Consider the following 14,772-nt stretch of genomic DNA (forward strand, 5'->3'; position numbering starts at 1 on the left):
TGAACTGAGCCCCAAGCTTGGACTAGACCCGTTACATTTCCGTAACCGGACTCGCCCGCGCGAGTCCGGTTACGGGCCACTTGGACCGAGGGGGTCAGGCGGCCCGCGGGATCCGGGAGGCCGCCGGCGCGACGACGGTCTCCCGGGTCTCGCGCATCACCATGAGGCCGTTGACCACCATCAGCGTCGCGGTCAGGCAGTGGACGCCGAACGCGATGGCCACGGAGCCGTGATGGGCCAGCACGTTGGCCATGTCGCCGTACGCGGCGAAGGCCTCCACCAGCAGCGCCCAGCCCAGCGCCCGGCGGTGTCCCGTCACCAGCAGGACGCCCAGGACCAGAGCCAGGACGATGTCCCGGACCCCCTTGACGACCAGGAAGCCGGCGCCGTCACCGGACAGCCGGCCCGGCAGGCCGAAGCCCTGCACCGCCGTCTCCGGGCTCAGGACGAACTCCGTCCCGAACCAGAGGATGAAGAGGATGAAGGCAGCGGCCAGGACGGTGTTGATCTTCTTCAGCGACATCGTTCGTCTCCCTGCGAGTCAGAGTGAACCAGGCAAGCCGTAAGCCGTAGGCCGTACGGCTCATACGTCGATCCGCTCGAAGATGTGCGGGTACGACACGACGCCGTCGGGGAACTCGGCCGCCATGCGCTGGAACTCCGGATCGCCGAACGCCCCGGCGAGCGCCTCGGTCGACTCCCAGACCGCGATGTTCATCAGCAGCCGGCTGCCCGCCGTCCCCTTGTGCATCCGCAGGGACACGAATCCCGGCTGAGCCCGCATGAACTCCGCCTGCCGCCGGAAGCGGTCCAGGAACGCCTCGGTGCCGTCCTCCGGGACGACGAAAGTGTTGACCAGGACGATGGGCCCGGTCGCCTCCTTGAACTGCGCGAACAACGGCGTACTCGGGTCCAGGCTCCGCAGCTCGGTCATCTTCGGTACTTCCTCTCGCTGTCGGTTGCCCCGCGGCACCGCAGCCGGTTCAACGATCGCCGGATCACCGGCACCCATCGGCTCACGTTGCGGGTCAACGCTTGTTGGCAAACGCTTGTTGGCAAACATAGAGTCGCACTTCTGTACTGTCAACACGCGTTGGCATATGTTGGTCGGCATGACCGGCACCACGGAGAACCAGCAGGCCGCACGGCGTTCCGACGCCACCCGCGCCGCGATCCTCGCCTCGGCTCGCCAGCGGTTCGCGGCGGACGGCTACGAGAAGGCGACCATCCGGGCCATCGCGCGCGACGCGAAGATCGACCCATCGATGGTGATGCGCTACTACGGCAACAAGGCGGGCCTGTTCGCGGAAGCCGTCGCGATCGACCCCGGGCTGCCGGACCTGCCCGTCGATCCGGGCGAGACGATCGGCCGCACCCTGGTGCGCCACTTCCTCACCCTGTGGGAGGAGAACGGGGAGCTCACCGCGCTGATGCGGGTCGGCGCCACCGACCCGGCCGCCGCCGAACGCATGCAGAGCGTGTTGCGCGAACAGCTGATCCCGCTGGCACAACGGCTGGGCCCCGAGCCGGACCAGGCGCCGTCACGGGCGGCACTGTGCGCCTCGACCATGCTGGGGCTCGCGCTGACGCGCTACGTGCTGCGGTTCCCGGCGAGCATGGCGCTCGGCCGGGAGGAGATCGTGGACTGGCTCGGACCCACGATCCAGCGGTATCTCACCGCACCCACTCCCTGAAGGACACACCGTCCCGCGCGGTGCGGTGGACGACGCCGCCTGCCCGCCGCGGTCTGGGGCCGGCGGGGGACGGGCTCAGCCGCGTCCGCCGCCGGGGGGACGGGCTCAGCCGCGTCCGCTCAGGTGGGCGGTGAAGGAGAACCGGTCGCCCCGGAACAGGGTCCGCACCCGCTCCAGCGGCTGCCCGCCCGCGTCCCGCGAGACCCGGTGGATCAGCAGCATGGGCAGCGCGGGCGGCGTGCCGATGAGCAGCGCCTCGCGCGGGGTGGCGAGCACGGTCTCGATGCGCTCGTCCGCGTCCCCGAAGGAGATCCCGAGCCGGTCGTGGAGATAGGCGTAGAACGACGAGTCGGGGTCGAACTTCTCGGCCAGGTCCGGCACCCGGGCCACGCTGACGTACGTACTCTCCAGGCCGACCCGGTCGTCGTCGGCGAGCAGCACCCGCTCCAGGTGCCAGACCGGCTCCCCGTGCTCCGCCCCGATCTCGGCGGCGAGCGCCTCGGTGCAGGGGAAGCGTTCCAGTCCGATGAGATGGCGCCCCGGGGTGCGGCCCTGCCGGCGTACGCCCTCCGTGTAGCTGGCGAGGGAGAGCGGCTGCTCCAGCTTGGGGCCGGCGACCACCGTGCCCCGGCCCTGCCGGGCGAGGCGCCCCTCCAGGAGCAGTTCACGCAGTGCCTGCCGCACGGTCTCGCGCGACACCGCGTAGCGCAGGGCGAGATCGCGCTCCGGCGGGAGCATGCCGCCCTCACCCAACTCCTCGATGAGAGCGGAGACATGGGCCTTCACGGCGTAGTACTTGGGAATACGGCCGTGCTCCGGGATGCCGGAGCGGATCGGTGCGCCAGGTGCCTGGTCGTGCGGGTAGTCCACGGCCCGATGGTGGCAGACGGACATGAACACCGGTGGACGCTCCGGCACTCGACGGCCGGAAGTCGGCGCTGATCGTCAGCGGGCGGGACGCGTCAAACGGCCGGGCGTCGGTCGCGGGACGTCAGCGGCCGGACGTCAGCCGCGAGACGTCAATGGCTGGACGTCAGCCGCCGGACGTCAGCCGCGAGACGCCAATAGCTGGACGTCAACGGCCGGACGTCAGCGCCTGGCGCGGCGCGTCCGGCGCGACCAGGCCACCATCGCTCCGCCGCCGATCAGGAATCCGGAGACGGTGAGGGCGGGCCGGGGCAACGCCACGGGGATACCGGTCCTGGCCAGCTCCGGCACTCCTGCCGGGTCCCGGCCGGGTGCGACGGGGCGCGGGGTGCCGGTGGCGGCGCCGCTGGGGCGCGGGCTGGGCCGGGCGCCGTCGGGGAGGCGGCCGGGCTCCTCGGCCGTGCCGTCGGTCTTCCGGCCGGTGCCCCCGGTCTCGTGGCCCTTGCCGACCTCGCCGGTACCTTCGTTCTCCCGGCCGGTCCCGTCGTTCTCCCGGCTGGTCCCGTCGCTGTCCACGCCCGCCCCGCCGCCGTCCTCGACCACGGTGAACACGTAGTCCTCGGATTCGCCGACCCACTCCCCGTCGCTGCCCTCGGGCGCCGTACCGGTGTCGCCCGTGCCGCTTTCGCTCCTGCCGCCCGCCGGGTGCTTGCGCTGGACGATCGCGGCGTTGGCGGTGATCCGGCCGGGGCCGGTGTCGGAGGTGAACGCGAGCCGGACCTGGACGGTGACGGTCCGGCCGGCGGGCACGGTGAAGCCCTCGAAGGCCTCGTCGCCTGCGCCGCCGAAGACGCCGATGTGCTCGTCCCGGTCGGTCGTCTCCCAGGTGACACGGTGTTCCACGTCCGGATGGGCGCGCTCGGAGAACTTCAGCTGGATCTGGTCGGAGGTCAGCTTGCGGTCCTCGTCGGTGAGGACCAGGACCGGGTGGATGGAGCGGCAGGCCCGGGACGTGGTGTTGGTCAGGTCCAGGAACCAGGTGCCGTAGCCGCCGCCGGACGCGTACGTGTCCGGGCCGCCGTGGATCCGGGTGTCGATCGGGAAGTCGGCCGCCTCCGGATCACCGCAGGCGGGCTGCTGCTCCGCGACGGCGGTGACGGCAGCCGGTGCGCCGGCCGCAGCAGCGGCAGCGGCAGCGGCAGCGGCAGAAACAGACGCCGGAGCCGGCCCAGAGGCCGACGCCGCCAAGGCCGGGGTCAGCGGCGTGGCCGGGGTCGCGGCCGGATTGCGCTGCGGCGCCGCGGACGCGTTCGCCGCCCCGCCGAGCACGACGGCGGGGACGACACTGGCCGCGGCCAGCCCGAGCACCAGCCCGTGCCGGGGCCGCCCGGTGGGTGCAGACGGGGGCGGCGGCGCGGGGTGCTCCGGGGGTGTGGCGGGCGGGGGCGGTGTGGGGGGCATGAGGGCGGCCTTCACTGCTGGCGGAATCGGTCGGCTCGCCCCGGGCCCGGAGTTCACCGGCATGGACCCGCGACGCTGCCACGCGCCCCGGGGCGCTCCCGCGCAGACATGCCGGGGGTCCGCCCGAGCGGCGGCGCGGAACCCCTCGATCAGCCGAGCCGCGACGGCTCCACCCCCGTTCGGATCCCTCCGCCCCGTTCGGGCTCCCCCCGCCGCCCTCGGACTCCCCCGCCGCCCTCGGGTTCCCCGCCCCCGTTCGGACTTCCCCACCGCCCTCGGACTCCCCGGCCCCCCTCGGGTTCTCTCACCCGTCCCGCTCCGCGTGGTTGCCGCCGACGCGGCCGAACAGCGGGGCCAGGACCAGTTGCGCGGCCCCCTCTGCCACCGGCCGGTCGCCTCCGCCTGCGGTGACGTCCGGTACCGTCGCCCCGCCCACGCCGCCTCCGCGCCGGGCGCGCTCGTCGAGCACCGCGCGCACGCCTCGTACGTACGCGTCGGGGTCGGCCGCGACGGTGCGTCCGCCCAGCACCACCCGGTCGATGTCGAGCAGCGCGACCAGATTCGCGGCGCCGGTACCGAGCACCCGCGCCGCCTCCGCCACATCGCCTCTGGCCACCGCCGCCAGGCAGAGCGCCTCGATACAGCCGCGCCCGCCGCAACCGCACCGGACCCCGTCCAGCTGAACGGTCTGATGGCCGAACTCACCGGCTCCGGTACGGGCCCCCCGGTGCAGCGCCCCGCCGAGGACCAGCCCCGCGCCGAGCCCGGTCCCGAGGTGGAGGTAGGCGAAGTCGGCCGGACCCGGTGCCTGGAGGGCGAGCCCGAGAGCGGCGGCGTTGGTGTCCTTGTCGATGACGACGGGCAGCCCGGTCCGCGCGGTGAGCGCGTCCCCGAGCCGGTAGCCGTCCCACTGCGGGAATCCGGTGACGCGGTGCAGCACCCCGTCCCGGTGGTCGAGCGGCCCCGGCACCGCCGCGCCCACGCCGAGCACCGGCCTGGCGCCGTCCCCGCGCACCGGCCGAACGCCGCCCCCGCCTACCGGCCGAACGCCGTCCCCGCGTACCTCCGCCACCGCCCCGGCGGCCGCCGCAACCACCTCATCGGCCGGGGCGCCGAAGTCCAGCGGAGCCGTACGGCTCGTGACCACGGTGCCCGCGAGGTCGACGAGCACCACGGTCAGCCCGTCGCGGTCCAGGTGCAGACCCACCGCGTGGCCGGCGTCCGGCACCAGCCGCAGCACGGTCCGGGGCTTGCCGCCCGTGGAGGCGCGGTGACCCGCCTCCGTGGCCAGCCCCTCGGCCCGCAGCCGTGCGGTGATCTTGCTGACGGCCTGCGGGGTGAGCCCCGTCCGCTCGGCCAGTTCGAGCCGGCTGATCCCGCGCTCGCCCGCGACCCGCAGCAGGTCCAGCACGAGCGCCGCGTTGTGGCCGCGCAGCGTCGGCAGATTGGCGCCGCTATTACTCCTGTTCACAGACCCATTGTCGCTGCCGCTTGCACTTTGGCAACAGCGTTGCCAAAGTGGAACGCATGACTGCCCACGCGACTCACGAGACCTCCGGCACGTCCGGGACCCCCCTGCGCGTCGGACTCGTCGGCTACGGCCTGGCGGGTTCCGTCTTCCACGCCCCGCTGATCGCCGCGACCGACGGCCTCGCCCTGGACACGGTCGTCACGTCCAACGAGGAACGGCGGGAGCAGGCCCGCGCCGAATTCCCCGGCGTACGGTTCGCCGCCTCGCCGGACGAGCTCTGGCAGCGGGCGGACGAGCTCGACCTGATCGTGATCGCGTCGCCGAACAAGACGCACGTCCCGATCGCCGCCGCCGCGATCAGGGCCGGTCTGCCGGTGGTCGTGGACAAGCCGGTCGCCGGCTCTGCCGCCCAGGCGCGGGAGCTGGCGGCCCTGGCCGAGGAACACGGGGTGCTGCTCTCGGTCTTCCAGAACCGCCGCTGGGACAACGACTTCCTCACTCTGCGCTCACTGCTCGCGGACGGCGCGCTGGGCGAGGTGCAGCGCTTCGAGTCCCGCTTCGAGCGGTGGCGGCCGCAGCCGAGGGGCGGCTGGCGCGAGTCGGGCGACCCGCAGGAGATCGGCGGGCTGCTCTTCGACCTGGGCAGCCACGTCGTCGACCAGGCGCTGGCCCTGTTCGGCCCGGCGGTGCGGGTGTACGCGGAGTCGGACGTGCGCCGCCCGGGTGCGGCGGCCGACGACGACACGTTCGTGGCGATCACCCATGCGAACGGGGTCCGCTCGCACCTGTACGTCAGCGCGATGACGGCGCAGCTCGGCCCGCGTTTCCGGGTGCTCGGTTCCACCGCCGGCTATGTGAAGTACGGCCTCGACCCCCAGGAGGCGGCCCTGCGCGAGGGCGCCCGCCCGTCGGCGGACGAGCCGTGGGGCGAGGAGGCCGAAGAGCTGTGGGGCCGGCTCGGCTCCGGCGAGTCCCCGCTCACGGGCGGCGGCGCCCCGGTCCGTACGCTGCCGGGCGACTACCCCGCGTACTACGCGGCGGTCACCGACGCGCTGCGCGGAAAGGGCGAGAATCCGGTGACCGCGCTCCAGGCCGCCGCGGCGCTGGACGTCCTGGAGGCCGCCCGCCGCTCGGCCCGCGAGGGCGTCACGGTCACCCTGCCCACGACCCCCTCCCCCGCCTCCGACCCCGTCACAGAGGAGCAGCCCGCATGAACCCCACCGCTCCGACCATCTCCGAGCTGATCGCGCAGGAGCGCAGGCTGACGCTGCCGCATTTCGGCTACGACGACGCGTACGCGCTCGGCGGACTGCTCGTCGCCCTGGCCCGGGAGCGGCACGCACCGGTCGCGATCGACATCCGGCGCGGGGCGCAGCAGCTGTTCCACGCGGCCCTGCCGGGTTCGAGCGCGGACAACGACGCCTGGATCGACCGCAAGCGCAGGGTCGTCGAGCGCTACGGAGAGAGCTCCTACCTGGTCGGAACCCGGTTCCGGGCCAAAGGGACGACGTTCGACGACGCCTCGCGGCTGAACCCGGCCACGTACGCCGCGCACGGCGGCTCGTTCCCGATCTCGGTCGAGGGCGCGGGCGTCATCGGCTCGGTCACGGTCTCCGGCCTGCCCCAGGCGGAGGACCACGCACTGGTGGTCGAGGCCCTGGAACAGTTCGCGACAACGATCAGCGGCTAACCGTCCGGAGGGGTGGGGGCTACCGCTGGCAGCCCCCACCCCTCCGACCTTTAACAAGCCGAGCCCGGCAAAATCAACCATCCCGCACCACCGGGCAACCATCCCGCACAATCAAGCCGAGCCCGGCAAAATCAAGCCCGTCCGGCGATTGAGGACGTCTTTCCAGCCCGTCCGGCGCTTGAGGACAAAGCGGCCCCCGGCCGCACCCGGGCCCGGAAGCCGAGCCCGAACCCCCTACCGTCCCCTACGCCCCCTTCAACTCCTGCCGCTGCCGCCCCAGCCCCGCGATCTCCAGCTCCACGACATCCCCCGCCCGGAGATACGGCTTGGGCTCCGGCTGCCCCATGGCCACCCCGGCCGGCGTCCCGGTGTTGATCACGTCGCCCGGGTACAGCGTCATGAAGTGGCTGAGGTAGCGCACGACCTCACCGACCGGGAAGATCTGCTCGGCCGTCGTGCCGTCCTGCTTCAGCTCGCCGTTGACCCAGAGTTTCAGCGGCAGCGCCTGCGGGTCCGCCACCTCGTCGGCCGTCACGAGCCACGGGCCCAGCGGGTTGAACGTCTCGCAGTTCTTGCCCTTGTCCCAGGTGCCGCCGCGCTCGATCTGGAACTCGCGCTCGGAGACGTCGTGCGCGACCGCGTACCCGGCGACGTGGGCGAGGCCCTCCTCGGCGGAGTCCAGGTAGCGGGCGGTGCGGCCGATGACGACCGCGAGCTCGACCTCCCAGTCGGTCTTCACGCTGCCGCGCGGCACCAGCACCGTGTCCTCGGGACCGACGACGGTGTCCGGCGCCTTGAAGAACAGGATCGGCTCGGCCGGTATCTGCGCACCGGTCTCCGTGGCGTGGTCGTGGTAGTTCAGCCCGATGCACACGATCTTGCCGATCCGGGCGAGCGGCGGACCCACCCGCAGCCCCTCGGCGTCGAGCACCGGCAGCTCGCCGGGCGCGGCCGCGGCCGCCCGGACCCTGGCCAGCGCGTCCTCGTCCGCGAGCAGCGCGCTGTCGATGTCGGTGACGACTCCTGACAGGTCACGCAGGGTGCCGTCCTCATCCAGCAGCGCCGGTCGTTCCGCGCCTGCCGTACCCACACGAAGCAGCTTCAACGGTCTGTCTCCCCTTGGTCGAGATCGGGCCCGTCGGATGGGTTGCGGCCATCGCAGGCTTGTCCGATCCTCCAAGACATCCGATCACTCCGCAAGACCCTGTTCACACACTGGACCGGCGCACTCGCGTCCGCGACTACGCCGCGGTGGCCATGGCGGCACCGGCGGCCGGCATGTCGCGGTACAGGTAGGCCCGCTCGATCGCGGTCCAGGTGGTGCTGGTGACGACGTACAGCGCGGCGGCCAGCGGCACGAAGGCGACGGTGAAGAGGGTGAAGAAGGACATCAGCGGCATCACCTTCGTCATGGCGCCCATGCCCGGAACCGGCTGTCCGTCGGGCCCGGTGGCCGGGGTGGTGGGGTTGGCCGCCATCTGCCGCTTCGTCCGGCCGTAGTTGAACGTGGCGACGGCGGCGACGATCACGAACAGTCCCAGGTACACGAGCCCGTGGGCGCCGAACACCCCGCCGTCCGCGAGCGCGTCGTGCCAGCGCTCGCCCAGCGGGGCGCCGAAGAGCTGGTGGCCGAGGAGCTGGTTGGCGTCGCCGCCGATCTTCTGGCTGGAGAAGAGGTGGTAGAGCAGGAAGAAGGCCGGCATCTGGAGCAGGCTGGGCAGGCAGCCGGAGAGCGGCGAGACCTTCTCCTCCTTGTGCAGCTCCATGATCGCCTTCTGCATCCGCTCGGGGTTCTTCTTGTGCTTCTTGCGGAGTTCCGCGATCTGCGGCTGGAGCCGGCGCTGCGCCCGCTGCCCGCGCGCGGCGGCCCGCGACAGGGGGTGCACGGCGAGCCGTACGAGCGCGGTGAACAGCACGATCGCGGCTGCGGTGGAGGCGGTCTGGAAGAAGGGGTGCAGCAGATCGGCGAAGGCGCCGACCAGGCTGGCGAACGCGGACATGAAGGCGGACATGGATGAGCCCTCCGGGGGTCTCGTCGTGCCGGGAAGTGGATCAGCTTTAGATCAGCTGTGGATCAGCTTCGGCATGACGATCCGCGCGGGGCGCCCGCGCGTACGCACACGGCGTACGCACCTGGACGAAGGAGGGAGGGGAAGCGGGAGCCCTACGCGGCCGTCAGGAGGACACGGCCGGGGGCTCGGGGGCGTCGGCGCCCCTTGGCGTCGGGGTCTCGTTGCGGGAGGAACGCGGTGCGTTTCTCCCGGTCGCGCATGGCGGTACGGACCCGGGTGCGGGGCACCGGCACGGCGCAGCGGGCGCTGATGACCGAGCAGGCGACGAGTGCAGTACCGGCGGCCGCGGTGGCGGCGAGCGCGACGGCGGCGGAGAGGCTGCCGCCCTCCGCGAGCAGGACCTCGGTGAGGAAGAAGAGCAGCAGCCCGGCGGGGCGGAGCAGCCGGGCGAGGCCACCGCGCAAGCGGTTCATGGCCGTTGCGTCCATGGGTCCTCCCCCTCTCGCGCTCCTGCGGCCGCAGCGTAATGCGGCACTTCAACCTTTAACCGTTATACACGATGGCCCTCGCCAGCCCCCATGCCCGATACGCGTTCCTCCATCTCGTCGCGCGCCAGCACTTCCTCGTCCGGCCGTTCGTCGCGCTCGCGCGGACCCGCGTACGTGACCGCCAGCGCGACGGCCAGATTCGCGCCGAGCGCGATGATTCCGGCGTTCACGCCCCACACCGGATCGTTCTCCGTGAAGACGAACCCGCACACCACACCCACCCCCACGACCAGCCCGCTCATCGCCCCGAGCAGCGTCAGCCGCCGCCACATCAGCCCCAGCAACACCATGGGGAGCAGCTGCGCCATCCCCTCGTACGAGATCAGCGACAGCCGTACGAGGGTGTTGGGCGCGGTGTACGTGAGCAGCAGGGCCAGGCTCCCCGCGATGACGACGACGAACTGGGCCGCACCCTTCTGCCGCTGCTTCCAGCGCGGTACGAGGGAGAGCACGCTGCGTCCCCACATCGTGCCGATGACCAGCATGAAGACGGCCATCGGCACGATCGAGGAGAGTGCGGCCGCGACCCCGATGACCCCGACCGACCAGGCCGGCAGCGAGTCCACGACCAGCTTGAAGAGGGCCAGGTTGGATTCGGCCCCGACCAGCCCCGGGACGACGAACAGGGCCGCCATGCCGAGCAGCATCGGCACGAACAGCAGCACGTTGTAGGCGGGCAGCCACATGGCGTTGCGCCGCAGCACGTCGGCGTTCCTGGCGCCGAGGTAACCAGCGACGGTCGTCGGGAAGATCACGACGGTCAGCGAGTTGAGGAACGAGGTGGTGATGAACCAGGCCTGCCCCATCCCGCTGTTCCCGTGCCCGGGGAAGGTCAGCCACTCGCTCTTCTCGGTGACGAGCCGGTCGAGGAAGGGCCCGTAACCGTCGAAGTAGTGCATCGGTACGTAGACGGCGAGGAAGCCGAGCGTGGCGATCACCATGACGTCCTTCAGCACGGACACCCACGCGCTGCCGCGCAGCCCGCTGACGACGACGAAGCCGGTGGTGACGGCGAAGGCGATGAAGTAGGCCCAGTTCAGGCTGATGGCGCCGTAGGAGATCGTCGAGACGACCACGCCCATGCCGGTGATCTGGAGCTGGATGTACGGGAGCAGGAAGACGGTCGCGAGGACGGCGGTGAGCGCCCCGAGCCAGGGCCGCCCGAAGCGGTGGGCCACCATGTCGGTGATCCCGACGAGTCCGTGCTTGCGCGCGTACGCCCAGAGCATCGGCCCGACGACGTAGCCGACGGCGTAGCCGCAGGACATGTACGCGACCACATACAGAACGGGCGCCCCGTAGTTGTAGCCCCAGCCGGCGGCGCCGAGGTAGCTGAAGCTGGTGTAGCCCTCACCGGCCATGAGCACCCAGATGAAGACGGTCCCGAGGCTGCGCCCGCCCACCGACCACTCGGCGAGCCCACCGCCCTTCGCCCCGCGCCGCCCGCGCACGGCGAACAGTCCGAGGGCCACCGTGGCGACCATGAAGACCCCGAAGACGGAGGTCGCGACGGCGGCGTTCACCGGCGGTCCCCCCGCCGGGTCAGCCAGACGGCGACGGGGGTCAGCACGGTCGCCCCCAGCAGCCAGAAGAAGAGGAACGGCAGCCCGAGAACGACGGGACGGACCCGGTTCACGAACGGCAGCGCCCCCAGGTAGAGCACGTAGGGAACCAGCAACCACAGCAACTGCGGACGTCGTCTCAGCACGTCGGAGAAGCTTACGGCGTGCTGCGCGACAGGCAGTGGACTCCCTGTCGCGCAGCACACAGTACGAGGGGCCCGGTCACCTTCTGGTCCGCCGTGCCGAGTCCGCACCACCGGCCAGGAGTGCGCCCCCGGCCAGTGCGGCGGGCAGGAGGCCCGCCCAGACCCGGTGCACGGCCGCCCAGGAGGTGTGCCCGGGTGGCAGGAACAGCGCCGCCCCATCCGGTAGCAGCGCCACGGTGATCACCAGCAGCAGGATTCCCGGTGCGGCGACCAGCGAGCCCCGCTCGCCTTCGGTGAACCGCAGCCCCACCGCGGCAAGCGCCAGCGAGATCGCCACGAGCGCCGCGGCCTCGGCCGCCAGTCCGCCCCAGGGAAAGAGGGGGCGGGTGTCCTGCGGCAGGGTCGTGCGGGCCGCCGCCGCTGCCACGACCCACATGGCCATCGCCAGGACGAGGGCGGGAACCGCCCGTACGGCCCGCTGCGTCATGCGGCTCACCGGTACGACCGCGGTGGTCCTGGCGGCGGGATCGTCGAGGACGAATCCGGCCCCCAGGGCCACGGCCACGGCGGCCACTCTGCTCAGCATGGCCGCATCGGGGAGTCCCAGGCCGGCATGGAGGAGGGCGGGTGCGGCCGTGGTCAGCAGTCCGACGAGTCCCCCGAGCGCGAGCGGGGTCTTCGGCATGGCGCGGAGCGACGACCGGAACAGGACGGTGAGGTGCCGGGCTCGTCCCGGGCCGGTGAGTACGCGGGCGTCCGGCGGCACGGCTGGACTCAGCATCCCGCCACCTGTCCCGAAGCGGGGATCGGCGGCGGAGCCTTGACGCCGAGCAGATGGGCGGCTCGGTCGACCGTGGTGGCCGGTGCCGTCAGTTCGGCCCAGTTCTTCTTGATCACCGTCGCGTTGTCCTTGGACGGGTGATCGATGAGGTCGAAGGCGAAGTCGGCGGCGCGGGGCTCGAAGGAGATCCCCGCACCCGAGTTGAGCAGGGGCAGGCTGATCCCGCCGCCGAAGGTGCGGTCCCGGGTGGAGCGCAGCGCCTCCTGGCTGCCGGGGGTGGCCCTGCCGGCCAGCCACAGCACCAGCGTGGCCCGTGCGCCGCACACCATGGTCAGCCGCGGCTGCCTGGGGATGTCGCCGGTCACGGTGCGGTAGGCGAATCCCGTCGAGAACTCGACGACGGCGTCGCTCCTGCGGTCGCCCCCGGCCGCGCCGTCGCTCCAGTCCGTGCCGACCGTCACCGCCTTCGGGGTGCCGGCCCGCGCGTCGTCGTCGGCCCATGCCGTCAGCGGCGGGGGCTTTCCGTTGCTGCTCGCGCCTCCCGGCGGGAAGATCCTCTGCCGGATCGTGTACGGCGCACCGGCCACCTCGCCGGGCGCGTACGCGAGGACGCCCCTGGCGACCTTCGCCCACTGCGACGTCCACGGGGCGAACTCGGGAAACGCGCAGATGGTGAGGCCCTTCTCCGTCGTGCACCGTTGGTGCGCGGCCGGATGGTCGGTGTACGCGCCCACCTGGTCCGTGTCCGCGGCGGAGAGCCCGCGGGTCTGGGTGAACGCGGCGACGAGTGCTGCCACCAGTGCCAGAGCGGTCGCCGCCCTGAGCACCGTTCCGCGTCCACCGGCCCGCAACACGGCGGTCGCGCCGAGCAGCACCACGAGCGCCGCCAACCAGGCCAGATGGGCGATGGAGGGACGATGCACCAGGGCTGCCGGGAGCGGTGCGGCGTTCTCGTTCTCGAAGGCCAGAAGTCCGAACCATCGCCAGGTGGCACTCGTGTTGACCGCTCCCGCGAAGGTCAGCATGCCGAGCCCGACCAGTGCCATCGGGGCAACGGCCGCCGATGTGGCCAGCGTCGACAGCATCACGCCGACCACGCCTGCCAGGAGTACGCAGACAGGGCCGGCCATGAGGTCCCAGGGGCGCATCTCGCCCACCGCGCCGGAACGCGCTGCCAGGTAGCCGATCCGACCCGCTGTGAGCAGGAGCGCGAGCAACGCGGCAGGCAGCAGCGACAACAGGTGCGCACAGACCCGCCGGGGCCGGCCGACGACCAGCACGTCGTACATCGGCTCGGTCAGGTTGCGGTGCGAGCGCAGGGCCCCCTGGTTGGCGGCCAACAGCACCCCGGCGGCCGGCAACAGGAGCGGAAGGTGGACGGACCAGGACTCGTCCTGGAGCACGGGGTAGGCGTGGGCGGCGTCCCCCGGGACCAGGTCGTAGATCCAGAACGCCGCATAGAGCGCAACGGCCGCCAGGAACGCCGGGTGCCGCAGCAGAAGCCTGCACTCGGTCCCGGCCAGTACCAGAACAGCCGGCCGGCCACGCGCTGCCCGTCCCGCGGCGGGCGACGACGTGCCCGTCCGGCGGGTGTCGTCGTCCGTGGTGGTCGAGAAGGTCATCGCCGGACTCCCTGATCCGTCATGAGCGTGCCGTCGAGCAGCAGAAGGTATCCGTCCTCCAGGGCGGGCGGGATCGGTTCCGCCCCCGGGGGCGGGCTGCCGATGTTCCGGAAGGTGCCCTCGCCCGTCCGCCAGCCGGCGAGAGCGCTGGTGTCCTTCTCGCTGCTCAGCCAGACCCGGCCGGCGGCGACCGCGATCAGGTCCGAGGGCGCTCCCTCGAACTTCACCACGCCCTTGTCGAGCACGATCACCCGCTGGCAGAGGGCGGAGACGTCTTCCGTCTGGTGGGTCGAGAGCAGGACCGTCCGGCCCTCGCCGAGATCAGCGATGACCTCCCGGAACCTCAGGCGCTGCTCCGGATCCAGGCCGACCGTGGGCTCGTCGAGGATGAGCAGCTCGGGGTCACCGATGAGCGCGGCGGCCAGCGCGACTCGCTGGCGCATGCCACCGGACAGTGCCTTGATGCGTTTGCCGCGCTGGTCCGAGAGCCCGACCGCTTCCAGAACCCTGAGTACTTCGCCGCGCCTGGCCCTGGTGTCCGTCACCTCCTTGAGGATCGCGACGTAGTCGACGAAGTCCAGTGCCGTGAACTGGGGGTGGAATCCCGGGTCCTGCGGCAGATAGCCGAGACGCCGGCGGGCCGCGAGCTTTCCCGCCGCCGTCGCCGGGTCCTCACCGAGGACGGACAGCTCTCCCCGGTCGGCGGGGATGGCGGTGGCCAGTACCCGCAGAAGCGTCGTCTTGCCCGCTCCGTTCGGTCCCAGGAGACCCGTCACGCCCGGACGCAACCGGAACGACGCGCGGTCGAGGGCCGGCCGGCCCCGGTAACTCACCGAGACGTCACGGACGTCCACCGGGCTTGGCTGCTCAGACATCTGTCTCCTGCTTCGTCCTGCTTCGTAGGTGATCGAAAAAGGG

Annotated in this window: 16 protein-coding genes; 3 read left to right on the top strand and 13 right to left on the bottom strand. The window is 72.1% G+C overall.

Annotated elements, in window-relative coordinates; translation table 11 throughout:
- Positions 1–94: 94 nt before the first annotated feature.
- Positions 95–523: a DUF4267 domain-containing protein gene (locus ACZ601_RS09015; RefSeq protein ID WP_469534864.1), complete on the bottom strand. Its 429-nt coding sequence runs from the start codon at positions 521–523 to the stop codon at positions 95–97.
- A 60-nt stretch (positions 524–583) separates the two neighbouring features.
- Complete coding sequence (locus tag ACZ601_RS09020; protein WP_469534867.1) at positions 584–934, bottom strand: antibiotic biosynthesis monooxygenase family protein; 351 nt, start codon at positions 932–934, stop codon at positions 584–586.
- A 178-nt stretch (positions 935–1,112) separates the two neighbouring features.
- Between ACZ601_RS09020 and ACZ601_RS09025 the strand changes: the two genes are divergently transcribed.
- Complete coding sequence (locus ACZ601_RS09025) at positions 1,113–1,694, top strand: TetR/AcrR family transcriptional regulator (protein ID WP_440575386.1); 582 nt, start codon at positions 1,113–1,115, stop codon at positions 1,692–1,694.
- 105 nt (positions 1,695–1,799) lie between these two features.
- Here the strand turns inward: ACZ601_RS09025 and ACZ601_RS09030 are convergent, their stop codons facing one another.
- The 3 genes from ACZ601_RS09030 to ACZ601_RS09040 form a co-directional block, all read right to left on the bottom strand.
- The gene (locus ACZ601_RS09030; RefSeq protein ID WP_469534871.1) at positions 1,800–2,564 is read right to left on the bottom strand and encodes a GntR family transcriptional regulator; all 765 of its coding nucleotides are present in this window, start codon (positions 2,562–2,564) and stop codon (positions 1,800–1,802) included.
- A 219-nt stretch (positions 2,565–2,783) separates the two neighbouring features.
- Positions 2,784–4,022, bottom strand: coding sequence for a hypothetical protein (locus ACZ601_RS09035; RefSeq protein ID WP_469534872.1), 1,239 nt, complete (start codon positions 4,020–4,022; stop codon positions 2,784–2,786).
- A 304-nt stretch (positions 4,023–4,326) separates the two neighbouring features.
- A complete protein-coding gene (locus ACZ601_RS09040; protein WP_469534875.1) occupies positions 4,327–5,493 on the bottom strand; it encodes an ROK family transcriptional regulator in 1,167 nt (388 codons plus the stop codon).
- A gap of 56 nt (positions 5,494–5,549) precedes the next feature.
- Between ACZ601_RS09040 and ACZ601_RS09045 the strand changes: the two genes are divergently transcribed.
- Positions 5,550–6,707 carry a Gfo/Idh/MocA family oxidoreductase gene (locus tag ACZ601_RS09045; RefSeq protein WP_469534877.1) on the top strand — a complete coding sequence of 386 codons (1,158 nt, stop codon included), beginning with the start codon at positions 5,550–5,552 and terminating at the stop codon, positions 6,705–6,707.
- Positions 6,704–7,183, top strand: coding sequence for a heme-degrading domain-containing protein (locus tag ACZ601_RS09050; protein ID WP_440579543.1), 480 nt, complete (start codon positions 6,704–6,706; stop codon positions 7,181–7,183). The genes ACZ601_RS09045 and ACZ601_RS09050 overlap by 4 nt, the downstream gene beginning before the upstream one ends.
- 244 nt (positions 7,184–7,427) lie before the next feature.
- Here ACZ601_RS09050 and ACZ601_RS09055 read toward each other — a convergent pair whose 3' ends face one another.
- The 8 genes from ACZ601_RS09055 to ACZ601_RS09090 form a co-directional block, all read right to left on the bottom strand.
- The gene (locus tag ACZ601_RS09055) at positions 7,428–8,288 is read right to left on the bottom strand and encodes a fumarylacetoacetate hydrolase family protein (RefSeq protein ID WP_469534879.1); all 861 of its coding nucleotides are present in this window, start codon (positions 8,286–8,288) and stop codon (positions 7,428–7,430) included.
- A gap of 136 nt (positions 8,289–8,424) precedes the next feature.
- The gene (locus tag ACZ601_RS09060) at positions 8,425–9,195 is read right to left on the bottom strand and encodes a YidC/Oxa1 family membrane protein insertase (RefSeq protein ID WP_469534882.1); all 771 of its coding nucleotides are present in this window, start codon (positions 9,193–9,195) and stop codon (positions 8,425–8,427) included.
- Positions 9,196–9,347: 152 nt separating this feature from the next.
- On the bottom strand, positions 9,348–9,683 hold the full coding sequence (locus ACZ601_RS09065; RefSeq protein WP_073738273.1) for a DUF6412 domain-containing protein: 336 nt from the start codon (positions 9,681–9,683) through the stop codon (positions 9,348–9,350).
- A 62-nt stretch (positions 9,684–9,745) separates the two neighbouring features.
- Positions 9,746–11,266: a sodium:solute symporter family protein gene (locus ACZ601_RS09070; protein WP_469534885.1), complete on the bottom strand. Its 1,521-nt coding sequence runs from the start codon at positions 11,264–11,266 to the stop codon at positions 9,746–9,748.
- Positions 11,263–11,421, bottom strand: a complete 159-nt coding sequence (locus ACZ601_RS09075; protein ID WP_078617706.1) for a DUF3311 domain-containing protein — start codon at positions 11,419–11,421, stop codon at positions 11,263–11,265. The genes ACZ601_RS09070 and ACZ601_RS09075 overlap by 4 nt, the downstream gene beginning before the upstream one ends.
- Before the next feature lie 106 nt (positions 11,422–11,527).
- Positions 11,528–12,232, bottom strand: a complete 705-nt coding sequence (locus tag ACZ601_RS09080) for an ABC transporter (RefSeq protein WP_469534886.1) — start codon at positions 12,230–12,232, stop codon at positions 11,528–11,530.
- Entirely contained in the window at positions 12,226–13,854 is a 1,629-nt protein-coding gene (locus ACZ601_RS09085; RefSeq protein ID WP_469534888.1) for a hypothetical protein, read from the bottom strand. The genes ACZ601_RS09080 and ACZ601_RS09085 overlap by 7 nt, the downstream gene beginning before the upstream one ends.
- Positions 13,851–14,729: an ABC transporter ATP-binding protein gene (locus tag ACZ601_RS09090; RefSeq protein WP_440577581.1), complete on the bottom strand. Its 879-nt coding sequence runs from the start codon at positions 14,727–14,729 to the stop codon at positions 13,851–13,853. The genes ACZ601_RS09085 and ACZ601_RS09090 overlap by 4 nt, the downstream gene beginning before the upstream one ends.
- Positions 14,730–14,772: the final 43 nt, after the last annotated feature.

The sequence above is a fragment of the Streptomyces sp. NPDC104307 genome (assembly GCF_055584045.1).

Bases quoted from the DNA above. Each gene is read 5' to 3' on its own strand.
- ACZ601_RS09020 (WP_469534867.1), bottom strand. From the start codon at position 934: ATGACCGAGCTGCGGAGCCTGGACCCGAGTACGCCGTTGTTCGCGCAG.
- ACZ601_RS09065 (WP_073738273.1), bottom strand. From the start codon at position 9,683: ATGGACGCAACGGCCATGAACCGCTTGCGCGGTGGCCTCGCCCGGCTG.
- ACZ601_RS09050 (WP_440579543.1), top strand. From the start codon at position 6,704: ATGAACCCCACCGCTCCGACCATCTCCGAGCTGATCGCGCAGGAGCGC.
- ACZ601_RS09045 (WP_469534877.1), top strand. From the start codon at position 5,550: ATGACTGCCCACGCGACTCACGAGACCTCCGGCACGTCCGGGACCCCC.
- ACZ601_RS09025 (WP_440575386.1), top strand. From the start codon at position 1,113: ATGACCGGCACCACGGAGAACCAGCAGGCCGCACGGCGTTCCGACGCC.
- ACZ601_RS09060 (WP_469534882.1), bottom strand. From the start codon at position 9,195: ATGTCCGCCTTCATGTCCGCGTTCGCCAGCCTGGTCGGCGCCTTCGCC.
- ACZ601_RS09080 (WP_469534886.1), bottom strand. From the start codon at position 12,232: ATGCTGAGTCCAGCCGTGCCGCCGGACGCCCGCGTACTCACCGGCCCG.
- ACZ601_RS09035 (WP_469534872.1), bottom strand. From the start codon at position 4,022: ATGCCCCCCACACCGCCCCCGCCCGCCACACCCCCGGAGCACCCCGCG.
- ACZ601_RS09085 (WP_469534888.1), bottom strand. From the start codon at position 13,854: ATGACCTTCTCGACCACCACGGACGACGACACCCGCCGGACGGGCACG.
- ACZ601_RS09015 (WP_469534864.1), bottom strand. From the start codon at position 523: ATGTCGCTGAAGAAGATCAACACCGTCCTGGCCGCTGCCTTCATCCTC.
- ACZ601_RS09090 (WP_440577581.1), bottom strand. From the start codon at position 14,729: ATGTCTGAGCAGCCAAGCCCGGTGGACGTCCGTGACGTCTCGGTGAGT.